Consider the following 11,953-nt stretch of genomic DNA (forward strand, 5'->3'; position numbering starts at 1 on the left):
CACGGGCAGATTATTGGCTTTTTAAATCTGAAAATGCAATAACTATTTTTCAAGCAGTTCTTTTTCATGCGCCTGGTGCGACCAGGACCAAGTCACAGGCGACTTCTTCGAAAGCGCGCCCCCCAGGTGCCGTCGCATCGCATAGGAAGCCTCGACGACCTCGCCGCGCTCAAGAAGATCAAGGATTTCGAGGTGTTCCCTGCACTGACGCACGGTGCGGCTGCGATCGACCCGCGAACGATATTCGAGCAGCCGGCGCATTCTGTTCACGCGCACGAGCGAGAGGTGGAAAAATGGATTGTTCGACATCTTGATCAGCTCTTCATGGAAAAGCGCACCGTTGTGTAGAAGCCGTTCGGCCGGCAGTCGCTCGATATCCGATTCCAGCATTCGCAATTGAATGCGCCGTTGCTCCTCGATGATCTTGCGATCGAGTCGAAACTCAGGTTCCAGCATCGCCGCCGGCTCAATCAGCATGCGGAACCGATAGATTTGTTCGAAGGCCTCGGGCGTTTTGGCAACCGGCAGGAAGCGCCAGCCGTAGCCCTGCTTGCGCTCCGCCCATCCTTCACGTGACGCGCGCATCAAGACATCGTTGACCTGCGATTTCGTCAGATCGTACCGCTCTCTCAGCATCTGCTCGGTGACTTCGGCCGGTATCCGGTCGGTGAGCCAGTCTTCTGCAAGACGCTGGTAGTCGTTGGCGACTTCGAACGGCTCCGCATCCTCGCGAACGCGTTCGGCAATGCTGTCCGTGACCTCCTTGACGAAGAACCCCCTGTTTTCCTTCTGCTCAAGGAGACCTTGCGTGGCCAGCATGTCCATCGCCTCGCGGACCGGTGAGCGGGAGACGCCAAAGCGATCTGCCAACTGCTGCGTCTTGAGGTGATCCCCCACCGCCAGCTCTCCAGAGGTGACCAGCAGGGCGATTTCATTTGCAATGGTTTGTGCCAGCTGGCTGGAGCGCATCTCGGTCAATCCTATGAAACGTTGACGTCGCCGCACGTTAATCCATGACGGCGGCAAAGGGAACGATTCGAGCCAACAATTTGCATACCCGACCACCAAAAAAACCAATAATCGGCCGAACTGACATTGACACAGCCCATTTTTTGGCTTTTTGCATATTAAAAATCAACACTGGAGGAGACATGCGCTTTCGAGAGGTGCCTACGTCGCATGGGGTCATTAAAGCGATTGATCTCCCCTCCACCTTCGGCCCGGACTTCGCCAGGCTGCCGTTTGTCCATCGAATCCTGCTGGAAAACGTCGCCAGGAAAGACACAATTCGCCTGCCGCACATGATCGCAGCCCTGCGGCGCTGGCTTGTCAGCGGCGCGAGTGAGGCTGAGGTCGCCTTTCATCCGTCGCGTGTCCTGATGCACGACACGACCTGCGTACCCGCCCTTGTCGATATCGCTGCCATGCGCGACACGATCACCGAGGCCGGCGGCGATCCGGCGAGCCTCACACCGGTCCTGCCAGTCGACGTGTCCGTCGATCATAGTGTCGGCGTCGACATGTATGGACAGCCTCAGTCCCGCGCCTTTAACATGCAGCGCGAGATGGAGCGCAACAGCGAGCGCTACCGCCTGATGAAATGGGCAACCCGGGCTCTTCCAGGTGTTACGGTGCATCCGCCCGGCACCGGGATCATGCACACGCTCAATCTCGAACAGCTGGCGACCGTCATCCGTCTTGAGGAGCGGAACGACGAAACCTGGGCAGCGCCGGACACACTCATTGGCACCGACAGTCATACGCCGATGATCAACGGCATCGGAGTTCTCGCTTGGGGCGTTGGCGGGCTGGAGGCGGAAAGCGTCTTCTTCGGTTTCCCGGTCACGATACGGCTGCCTGACGTCGTCGGCGTACGCCTGACCGGACGGCTCTGCCCAGGCGTCCTCTCGACAGATCTTGCCCTGGAGGTCACGCACCTCCTGCGTCGCCACAAGGTCTCGGGAGAGTTTGTCGAATTCTTCGGGCCAGGGGTGTCGGCGCTCACCGGCGGCGACCGCGCCGTCATCGCCAACATGGCGCCCGAATATGGTGCGTCGACCGGTTATTTCCCAATCGATGGGCAGACTATCGAGTACCTGCGGCGAACCGGTCGAAGGGCGGAGCACGGCTCAATGGTTGAAGATGTCGCGCGTGCGATGGGGCTTTGGTTCGATCCGGACGCCGAGCCGCGCTACAGTCGGATCGTCGAGCTTGATCTCGCCAATGTGCGTCCCCTCCTTGCCGGGCCACGGCGGCCGCAAGACAAATTGGCGCTGACTGAGGCTGCATCTGCCCTGGAAACGGCAGCCGGCAGGCCGTTTGAGGAGACATCCAACGGGATTCCGGACGGCGCGATTGCTATCGCGGCCATCACGAGTTGCACCAACACCTCCGACCAGCGTCTTCTGGCTGCCGCTGGTCTTGTGGCCCGCAAGGCAAACAAGCTCAGTCTGCGCCCGCCTCACTGGGTCAAGACATCATTGGCGCCGGGTTCGCCGTCTGCCGAACTCTTCCTGAGACGAAGCGGACTGCTGCCGGATCTGGAGGCGACCGGCTTCAACATCGTGGGTCATGGATGCACCACCTGCATCGGCAATTCGGGGCCGCTCCACCCGGACATGGCCGATGCCATCGCCAATGGCACAGTTGCCGCCGCCCTTCTCTCGGGCAATCGCAACTTCCCGGGCCGGGTGCATCCGAGCCTGCAGCTTGGCTTCCTCGCCTCGCCGCCGCATGTCGTCGCCCTCTCGATGATCGGAAAATTCTGTCGGGATCCGATGAGTGTCAAAGTCGCGGACACCGCGGACGGATCCGCCGTCTGCCTCCGCGATCTCCTCCCGTCGGATGAGGAGATCAATGCCATTTTGCGAGACTTCTCGCAGTGCGAGGATTTTGGCCAGGCATTCCGCGACGCGACGAAGAACGATGCATGGCTTGCGCTCGAGGCGCCATCCTCTCCAACATTTCCCTGGGATGAAAATTCGACCTATATCCGGCGACCACCCTTTGCCGTCGCGAGCAACACCAATCGGCTCGGAACCTATACAGCCCATCCGCTACTCGTGCTGGGCGACGACATGACCACGGATCACATCTCGCCGGCCGGCCAGATCGATGCCGACAGCTATGCCGGACGTCATCTCGTTGCGGCCGGCGATCCGCCAAACGACCTCAACGTCTATGCGGCCAGACGAGGGAACTGGGCCGCCATGGTCCGCGGTCTCTTCGACAATCGGACGGCGGCCAACCTCCTGCTTGACGGGCGAGCGGCCTCAAGGACCGTGTATGCCCCTACGATGGATGAAGGTCCGCTATGGGAGGTGGCCGAACGCTACCGGCAGGAGGGAAGCGCCGTCGTGATCGTAGCCGGTGAGCGATATGGAGCCGGTTCGTCGCGCGACTGGGCAGCCAAGGGCGTCGCGTTGCTTGGTGTGCGCGCCGTCATCGCCAGGAGTTTCGAGCGCATCCACCGCACGAACCTGATCGGCATGGGAATCCTACCCATCGTCATCGAGAACCTAATCCCTTCACCTTCGGCACTGGACCTCATCGAAGTTGATGCCAGGCACATAGAACCTCGCTGCGATATCAGGCTGGTCTGGCTGAGCGCCTCTGGCGCAGCCAAGACATTGACGGCGCGTGCTGCGGTGGAAACGGAGCAAGAGGTGGAAACGCTTGTCGCTGGCGGGATGATTCCCCTCATTCTTGATCGCCACTTGGCGGAACTAGAGGTTTAGCCCGCAAGGGCCCGGCCATGGCGACCCGCGCTGCGTCTCATGATTGGTTTGCGCCAGCCCGCCAAGACGCCCGATGTTCGGCCCCATACCGGGCGACGCATTCAGCTAAGAAAGGAATCAAGTAGATGGCATCGGTTAGAAACAGTCATCGATCTATAAGATCGGCGACCCTGCGCCAGCGGCAGGCCGCGTGCGAGGCGGTGATGTCGAAAAGTCCGGAGAGGAATTCCCATACGCTCTCGTCGTGAACGAGGTGGTGGGTGAGAATTCCCACCGTCCCGCCGCCCTTCCCGATTTCATCCAGCCGGCGATCGATGTCGCGAAGGATCTCGCCATGAGGGCGGCAGCCACGGGTGCCGTGCCAGTCCATCACATCCACATGGGCATTTATGAGCTGCAGCCCAGGAACGCGTAACGCAACGGATTTTGCCCCGTCCTCCGGTCCGAAAACCGAAAGGGCCCTAAAGCCGATCTCGTGCAATCCGGGGACCAGCCCCGGATCGATCCGGTTCCATGGCGGAACGAGGAGCGGCACCATAGCGGTGGGATAAAGCGAGCGCAGGCGTACCCAACCGGCGCGCACGTCGGCCGCAACCATCTCGCGCGACCTGTGACCTCCCAGTTCCTGGCGTTTTTCAGTCATAGGGGCATGGTTTTGATGGGACCACCCGTGGACAGCAACATCGACATGCGGACGGCCGGCGAGGCAGCGCGAGAGGCGCTCGTCGGTATGTGCCGGTATGACGGCCAAGCCCACCGGCACCGAAAAGCGGTCGGTGAGGTCGAGCAATCGGTGAAGGGCCGCCGTCGGCTCGACGGCGTCGTCGTCCCGCAGCCAGAAGTCTATCGATCCGCCTGTCTCCTGCAGGCGATCGAGCCTGTCGGCCAGCGATTGCCAGATCGATGCCATCGTCATTTCGCACTCCCAACGAACTCGGCGAATATCCCTGAGAGATGTGCGGCGGCGGCCGGAAGCGAGCGGTGTTCGAAAACGAAGCGCCGCGCGCGCTCGCCAAATTGCCTGCGTAAGGTCCCGTCCACGAGGAAGCGTCGCACCGCTGCCGCCAGCGCGTCGATGTCCCCGGCCGTCGTCAGATATCCCGTTTCGCCGTCTCGTACGACTTCCGGCACACCTGCCGTGTGCTGCGCGACGACCGGGAGGCCTGCAGCCTGCGCCTCCAGATAGGATAGTCCGTAGGCCTCGCCGCAGCCCGGCCAGACATAGAGGTCGCCGCCGGCGAGAATCTCCGGAATCGCCTGAGGCGGCCTTTCGCCAAGCCAATCCAGCCGTCCTGCGGGAAAGGCCGAGAAGGCTTCCGATACGTCAGCCCGTGCAGGGCCGTCGCCCACCACCGTCAGCGTCCAGGGCACATCGGCGACGAGGGCGAGCGCGCGGGCAAGCATGCGATAGCTATCCATCTTGTCGCCCGTACGCATCATCGCGACTGCGAACAGCCGGGTCCCGCCGGCCTCTGTTCTTCGCAGGTTCCGAAACGGCGACACATCGATGAAAGGGGAGAGCAGCGCAGAGCGCACTTCCGGTATCGCCTCTTCGAGACCCTCGCGGTCACGATGGGTGAAACAGATGTTGACCGCAGCCTGCCTTGCACCGGCGGCGACCTCATCTTGTGCAAGTTTCCACGCACCAAAGTTGCGCCGAAAGGAATATGAACTCTCGGCGGTAACGTATGGAATGGAGAATTCCCCAGCGAGCGCAGGGCCGATGAGATCCGGAGCCTTGTAATATGGGTGATAGCAGAACCAGAGGTCCGGCGGGCCTTTCGACTGCCAGAGCCGCCGAAGCCGGGCGATCTCCCGCTCCGTCTCCTTGCGGAGCGCCGAAAATGCCGCATCCGAGGCTTCACGCGAGAAGGTGCGCAGCTCCGAGGCAATGCCGACGTCGTGACCTGCCACCCGCAGCGCTTCGATGAGCATGCGTGCCATCTGCCTGTCGCCGGAAGGGACAGGGTGGTCGGGCGATTTCAGCGGCGCATGAAAGGCGATCTTCATTCGGCGCGAGCTATCCCGCCTCCCGTCCCGATGTCAACAGGCCCCAGCCCGACGACGCCCCGGCTGCAGCGCGCCCCGGCTATTCCGCCGCTGCCTCCCCGCCCTGGGCGAGTGCCGCGTTCTTCTTGGCGATCGCGTCGCGTGTCGCGGCAGCTGCCGCGGGCCCCGATTGCGCGTCGTCTCCGGCCACCTGGACCGTCGGCGACGCGAACTGGATGCCGTTCGTCTTGAAGGCCTCCTTGATCATGGCCTGGGCCCTTCGCCTGACCTGGGTCTGATGGCCCGGCTTGGTCTTCATGGCGAAGCTCAGGGTTATGCCGTAATCGCCGAACTGCTCGACGCCTTTCATCTTCACCGTTTCGATGATCATCGGCGCGAGCTCCGGGTCTTCGAGCAACGCGGCCCCGATGCCCTTCACGACCTTCTTCACCTTGGCGACGTCGGAGTCGTAGGACACATTGATCAGGAACTTGTCGATGACCCAGTCGCGGCTCATGTTCTGCACTGCGCCGAGTGAGCCGAAGGGCACGGTGAACACCGGTCCCCGGTGATGCCGCAGCTTGACGGAGCGGATGCTGAAGGACTCCACCGTGCCCTTGTAGCTGCCGCTCTGAATATATTCGCCGACCCGGAAGGCATCGTCCATCATGTAGAAGATACCGCTGATGATGTCCTTGACGAGCGTCTGGGAGCCGAAGCCTATGGCAACGCCGAAAACGCCGGCGCCGGCGATCAGCGGGCCGACTTCGACGCCGAGGCCCGAAAGCACCATCATACCGGCGACGACCGCGATGAAGGCCGCCAGGAAATTGCGCAGGATCGGCAGCAGCGTGCGCAGGCGCGTATTGCGCGCGAGCTCGGCGGAGTCCTGCACGGTCAGGCTGGCGCGCGCCATGCGTACGTTGATGGATTCCTTGGCAAGCTGCCAGACGAGATCGGCCGCAAGCAGTATGACGATGCCGGCAAGCACGCCGCGGAAGATGCGGTTGAAGGCATCGTCCTGCATCATCTGCGCGCCGTTGATGCGGAAGGCCATGGCAAGCCATACGGCCGCGAGCGCGATGATCACGAGCCTCGCCCCTCGCTCGATCAGAACATTGCGCAGGACGCGGAAGTCCTCCGCCGCGGCAGCATCCAGCATGGTCCTGGTCGCGGCGCTGGTGAAGCGCAGCAGAGGCGGCAGACCGAGGGCATAAACGCCGAGCCAGAACAGCACCTCCATGCCTGCAACCCAGAAGAACCAGAGCAAGACCAGGAAGGAAACGATCAAGGCATTGCGCAGGATGCGGCGCGCGGGCGCCATCTCGGCAACCGGCCGGCGCAACGTCGTGTCGATCGCCAGTCCGAGAAGGACGAGCCCGAGGACCGCGCCCGTGAGGTTGCGCACGTCTTCGGGAAACGCAAGCGCCCGCATCATATCGCCGATGGCCCATACGAAAGCGACGGTGCAGATGAAGAGCACGGACCGCCTGAGCCAGTAACGGGCACTATGCGGAGAAAGCGATACATACGGCCTCGCCTGATCCGTGGCGGCGCGCGCCGCGATGGCCGGCGTCAACACGGCCGATGCGATCGCGATCAGAAGACGAGCCACGATCCAGGCGATCAGGAGCGGCGCGACCGCTGCCCCGAGGTTGCGCGGCCAATCGGCGATCACGAAAGCAGCGACGGCAGCAATGGCGAAGGCGACAAGCGGCGCGATGCGAACGAAGGCCGCCAGCCCGCTTCCCGTTTGCGTGTTGTTGCGGCTGGCACTGCGCCGCAGGAGATGGCGCAGAAGGAACTCGGCGCCGTAGCCGATCAGCAGAACCACGGCAAAAGCCCAGATGATCGGCAATCTTCCCTGGCTCTGCATGTCGCCGGACACGCGGTCTCTCGCCGCCTGCCATTCGGGCAACACACGCGGCGCGGCGTTCAGAAGCGCGGTAAGGTGCCCCCTGGCCTCGGCCATCCAGCGTGAAGCGAAGCTCTGGGGCGGCGTGACGGCAACGGGCGCGGAGGCCGCCTGCCTGGTCTCGATCCCCTTCCTTGTCTCGATCCATTGACGGACCTCAGGATCGTCCAGCAACTGGATGAGCTGCTGCACCTTGGCCGGAGGCGCTGTCCCCGGCTCTTGAGCCGCCGAGGGACACGCGTAAACAAAGATCAGCAGGAGAAACGAGAAAAAGCCTGCTGCGACGCGCCCTACACCTGCACCCATGCGATAGCCCCCTGATCGCCAGACCACTCGGCGATGATAGTGGCATATCAACACATATGCGTCACCCGGCAATCCCTTGCACCCCGATGGATGCGTGGTTCAAGGCCTAGCGCCAGCCGATCAAAGTGCTGCAGCGACCTTTGCGCGTCAAACGCGCGGCGCTGTTGGCCGGCGCAAAGCTCTCCGGCATTATGGTCCGGGCTCAAGCCGAGCCGTGTTCGGCGGCCGACACTGTGGAGGCATGTTCGCGGGCCGAATGTTTCAGGGCCGACAAAGCGACTGCGTCCCACTGCGAAAGTATTCGTTCCGGCAAGTATCTCTTGGCGCTCGCCTCGGCATTTGCAGCAAGACGGCTTCTGAGATCTGCGTCGCCAAGAACCTTGGACAAGGCGTCGGCAAGCGCATCCACATTGTTGCTGGGAACGAGTAGCCCATCCTCGCCATGATTAACCATGTCCGAGGGGCCCCACTCGCATTCAAAGGAAACCACGGGAAGTCCCGCAGCCATGGCCTCGAGCAAGACGATGCCCCATCCCTCGTAACGGGACGACAAGACGAAGACGTCGGCCGTCTCCACCCATAGCCCCGGCCTTTGCGTCACGCCCGGCAACTCAACCCTACCCTTCAGATCCAGTGCATCCCGCAGTGCCTCGAGCGATTTCCTGTCATCGCCCTCGCCCCAGATGACGAGCTTCCATTCAGGGTGCCTCAAGGCAATCCGCGCAAATGCCTCGATCAGGAGATCGAAGCCCTTCTGACGCGTGAGCCGGCCGACCGCGGTCAAGATATTGCTGCCGCGTCTCTTCTGCCATTCGCCGGGCAGGTCGACGGCGTTGGCGATCACCCACCCCCTGCTGCGCATCTTCTCCGGAAAATAGTCGAGAGCGCCTTTGGTCATCGTCACGAGACCGAACGCGCGCGGATACAGGCGGCGCTGAACCCATTTCCAGACTGGACCGAAAGGCTGCAGCGCGGGATTGTTGCGCTCGGAAACGATGACCGGAGCCGGCAGCCCGATCGTCGCCAGCAGCGTCAGCACGTTCGTTCGGGTCAGGAAGCTCAAGACGAAATCGGGCCGCGAGCGGCGAATGGCGGAGCGCAGGCGATAAATTCTCTTGAGCACGAGCAATCCCGCCTCGATCTTCCCAGCTTTTTGCGGCGGCAAATCGAGACGTTTGATTGCGATCTTCGAATCCAGTTCGTAGTAAGGCGTCGCATCCGGCGGCTCGAGAGTGATCAGCGTCACCACGCAGCCGAGCCGGGCCCAATGGTTGGCGACCAGATTTACCACGTGCTCCGTGCCTCCGGCGCCAAGGCCCGGAAGGACGATTGTCACACGCGCTCCGGAAATATTCGACGCCTCAAGCGCAGGGGAGTTCGAACTGTCATTCATTTCGAAATGCCCCACCCCTGCAGTCCGGCGAGCGTCACGGACAGGAGTCATGGCTGCGGCCGCAGCAACAGTTCTTCTTCGTACAAGGGACGCCATATGGTGCCTCCACTCCGCCCTTCGCGATGCAAAGCATCACGATTTTCATCAATGCTGATTGGAATGTTTACGGGCGCGCCTCACGCCCCATGCAAGCACGTTATTGACAGAATGCGTGTTTTTCATTTCATATTCAAATTGCTAAAAACGAATGCCTGAAATTGCCAGCCTTGGGATGACCGGCAGAGCAAGTTTATTTATTTGTTTCGAAGAATCAATACCACACAACACGAACTGCCACTGCCCACCGAAAGAATTTCCTTTTTGCAGTCGAAATCCCATCGAGAAATGGGATATAGAATTATTTCTGAAACGACATATTGTTCTATTCAGCGCAATCAGCGCACTAAAACTACATTTACCCATGCGTGTATTGCGCGGCGGTGATCTCGATTTGAGGAACAGACGATGGCTAGCATTCTCAGGCGGGCATGGCGTCGAGTGGAGAAGCGGGTGCGGCTTACCGCCTATGCCGCTCAAGCCGACAGTTTCCTGATCTCCTATCCGAAATCGGGCCGCACCTGGTTTCGATACGTTCTTTCTCACTATCTCGCGGCAATCTCGCGGGTGCCGGAGCCGATCGACCTTCATAACATGTTTTCGATCGTACCGAATTTCGATCTCGACCCGGTGCGCGGCATGCCGGGCTACCGCTTCCGCGAGGCGAAGGGCACGATCCCGGCGATCCTCGTCAGCCACCTGGACTTTCGCGCCAGCCTGTTCCTCAGGCGCCCGGTCATAATGATGGTAAGAGACCCCCGCGATGTGATCGTTTCGGCCTACTTCCACGCCACCCGGCACAAACACCGTTTCGCCGGCACCCTTACGGAGTTCATAAAGGACCGTGACCAAGGTATGCCCAAGATGATCGGTTATCTCAATCGCTGGGCAGGCGGTCTGTCCAATCGCGCGCACTTCGTTCTGAGCTATGAAGGCCTCTCCGCCGACACGGAAGAACGAACCGAAGCGGTACTCGAATTCCTCGGCTGTCCGGTCGATCGAACGGCGCTCCGGGCAGCGGTAGAGGCTGGGCGCTTCGAGGCGATGCAGGACAGAGAGCGGGTAGAAGGCATTCCGGCTCATGACTACGATCGGAGCGACGTGGAAAGTCTGCGCATGCGGCGTGGCAAGGCGGGCGGCTTCAGAGACTATTTGGACGAGGCGCAGGTCGCGGAGGTCGAGCGCTTGTGCTCGGCCGATCTGACGCTGGCCGCCAAACGTCTCGTCGGCCACACGGGACTGAACGTCTGATCCGGCACCTGCGCCTCCACTTCCGGATGGACCTGCCCTAACGCCGCGCGGCATCGAGGACTCGCCTGCCGATGCTGGCCGTTGCAAACACCTCCCGCAGGACATGCGCCGCCTTCTCCATTGCCGCCGTATCGAGCGCGGGATCGACCAGGAAGGCCAGGCTCGTTTCGCCGAGCTCCCGTGCGTCGGGCAATCTCTGCGCAGGCGCCATGCCGAGGTCGGTAAAGGCCTTTTCCAGGTAGATTTCCGAGCAACTGCCGCTGAAGCAGGCAACGCCGGCGCCGTTGATCTCGGCAATGATCCGGTCCCGGCTCCAGCCGGGCTGCAGGCGCTCCGGCCGCACGAATGTATAGAACCGATACCATGCATGTTGAATCCCACGGGGCGGCAAGGGCGTGCGCAATGCCTCGATCTCCTCGGCCGCTCTGGCGATAATAGCCGCATTGTGCGCTCTTATGCTGCGCCATTCCGTCAGGCGTTGTAACTGACGCGATCCCATGACCGCCTGGATCGACATCATGCGCCAGTTGGTGCCGATGGACTCATGCAGCCAGCGGAAGCCCGGAGGGTGCTCCTTGTTGTAGACGGCGTCATACGACTTGCCGTGGTCCTTGCGGCTCCAGGCCTTCTTCCAGAGCTCGTCGTTGTTCATTGCCACGAGCCCTCCTTCGCCTCCGGTGGTGATGATCTTGTCCTGGCAGAAGGAGAAAGCCGCGATATCACCGAAACTGCCGACCGGCCGGCCGTCGACTTCGGCCCCGTGCGCCTGAGCGCAATCCTCTATCACCCACAGGCCCTTTTCGCGCGCAAGCGCCATGATTGCGGGCATGTCGCAGGGCCAGCCGGCCAGATGCACGACGATGACGCCCTTGGTCCTCGGCGTCAGCTTCGCCTTTATGGTTTCCGCGGTGATGTTCTGGCTCTCGCGGTCGACGTCGGCGAAAACGGCAACTCCACCCGCCATCGGCACCGTGGACGCCGAGGCAATGAAACTGCGCGGCGTCACGATGACCTCATCGCCCGGTTCAAGTCCGAGCGCGAAGAGCGCGAGGTCCAACGCCACCGTTCCGTTGGCGAGAGCCACCGCATGTTTTACGCCGAGAAAGCGCTCATAGGCAGCCTCGAAGTTGCGTACGTGCGGTCCCGTCCAGGCATTCACCTCGCCAGATCTGAGGACCGACACGACATCCTCGATCTGCTCCTCGTCGTAAACCGGCCAGCGTCCCATCTGTCCCTCCGATTTGAATTGGGGTCTTATGGCAATAG

General features: G+C 61.8%; 8 protein-coding genes. 2 read left to right on the forward strand and 6 right to left on the reverse strand.

All coding sequences use genetic code 11. The features are described 5' to 3' along the window. Positions 1-42: 42 nt before the first annotated feature. Complete coding sequence (locus M1D34_RS21410) at positions 43-969, reverse strand: GntR family transcriptional regulator (protein ID WP_003531346.1); 927 nt, start codon at positions 967-969, stop codon at positions 43-45. 182 nt (positions 970-1,151) lie between these two features. On the opposite strand from M1D34_RS21410, the gene acnA reads away from it, so the two are divergent. Continuing rightward, a complete protein-coding gene (gene acnA / locus M1D34_RS21415) occupies positions 1,152-3,737 on the forward strand; it encodes an aconitate hydratase AcnA (protein ID WP_498781828.1) in 2,586 nt (861 codons plus the stop codon). 145 nt (positions 3,738-3,882) lie between these two features. Here acnA and M1D34_RS21420 read toward each other — a convergent pair whose 3' ends face one another. The 4 genes from M1D34_RS21420 to M1D34_RS21435 form a co-directional block, all read right to left on the reverse strand. Then, positions 3,883-4,653 carry a polysaccharide deacetylase family protein gene (locus M1D34_RS21420; protein WP_498781830.1) on the reverse strand — a complete coding sequence of 257 codons (771 nt, stop codon included), beginning with the start codon at positions 4,651-4,653 and terminating at the stop codon, positions 3,883-3,885. After that, positions 4,650-5,747 (reverse strand): glycosyltransferase family 4 protein, encoded by a 1,098-nt coding sequence (locus M1D34_RS21425; RefSeq protein ID WP_498781832.1) that lies wholly within the window; start codon positions 5,745-5,747, stop codon positions 4,650-4,652. Before M1D34_RS21425 ends, M1D34_RS21420 begins: the two co-directional genes overlap by 4 nt. Before the next feature lie 79 nt (positions 5,748-5,826). Continuing rightward, positions 5,827-7,947 (reverse strand): mechanosensitive ion channel family protein, encoded by a 2,121-nt coding sequence (locus M1D34_RS21430; protein ID WP_498781834.1) that lies wholly within the window; start codon positions 7,945-7,947, stop codon positions 5,827-5,829. Positions 7,948-8,149: 202 nt separating this feature from the next. Then, positions 8,150-9,340: a glycosyltransferase family 4 protein gene (locus M1D34_RS21435; RefSeq protein WP_498781836.1), complete on the reverse strand. Its 1,191-nt coding sequence runs from the start codon at positions 9,338-9,340 to the stop codon at positions 8,150-8,152. Positions 9,341-9,844: 504 nt separating this feature from the next. Between M1D34_RS21435 and M1D34_RS21440 the strand changes: the two genes are divergently transcribed. Next, entirely contained in the window at positions 9,845-10,687 is an 843-nt protein-coding gene (locus M1D34_RS21440; RefSeq protein ID WP_498781838.1) for a sulfotransferase domain-containing protein, read from the forward strand. A 37-nt stretch (positions 10,688-10,724) separates the two neighbouring features. Here M1D34_RS21440 and M1D34_RS21445 read toward each other — a convergent pair whose 3' ends face one another. Then, entirely contained in the window at positions 10,725-11,915 is a 1,191-nt protein-coding gene (locus M1D34_RS21445; RefSeq protein WP_498781840.1) for a DegT/DnrJ/EryC1/StrS aminotransferase family protein, read from the reverse strand. Positions 11,916-11,953 lie beyond the last annotated feature (38 nt).

The sequence above is a fragment of the Ensifer sp. D2-11 genome (genome assembly GCF_054161295.1).

What these genes read in the sequence shown, in the direction of transcription:
- M1D34_RS21410 (WP_003531346.1), bottom strand. Translation starts at nt 969, where the DNA reads ATGCGCTCCAGCCAGCTGGCACAAACCATTGCAAATGAAATCGCCCTG.
- acnA (WP_498781828.1), top strand. Translation starts at nt 1,152, where the DNA reads ATGCGCTTTCGAGAGGTGCCTACGTCGCATGGGGTCATTAAAGCGATT.
- M1D34_RS21420 (WP_498781830.1), bottom strand. Translation starts at nt 4,653, where the DNA reads ATGACGATGGCATCGATCTGGCAATCGCTGGCCGACAGGCTCGATCGC.
- M1D34_RS21425 (WP_498781832.1), bottom strand. Translation starts at nt 5,747, where the DNA reads ATGAAGATCGCCTTTCATGCGCCGCTGAAATCGCCCGACCACCCTGTC.
- M1D34_RS21430 (WP_498781834.1), bottom strand. Translation starts at nt 7,947, where the DNA reads ATGGGTGCAGGTGTAGGGCGCGTCGCAGCAGGCTTTTTCTCGTTTCTC.
- M1D34_RS21435 (WP_498781836.1), bottom strand. Translation starts at nt 9,340, where the DNA reads ATGAATGACAGTTCGAACTCCCCTGCGCTTGAGGCGTCGAATATTTCC.
- M1D34_RS21440 (WP_498781838.1), top strand. Translation starts at nt 9,845, where the DNA reads ATGGCTAGCATTCTCAGGCGGGCATGGCGTCGAGTGGAGAAGCGGGTG.
- M1D34_RS21445 (WP_498781840.1), bottom strand. Translation starts at nt 11,915, where the DNA reads ATGGGACGCTGGCCGGTTTACGACGAGGAGCAGATCGAGGATGTCGTG.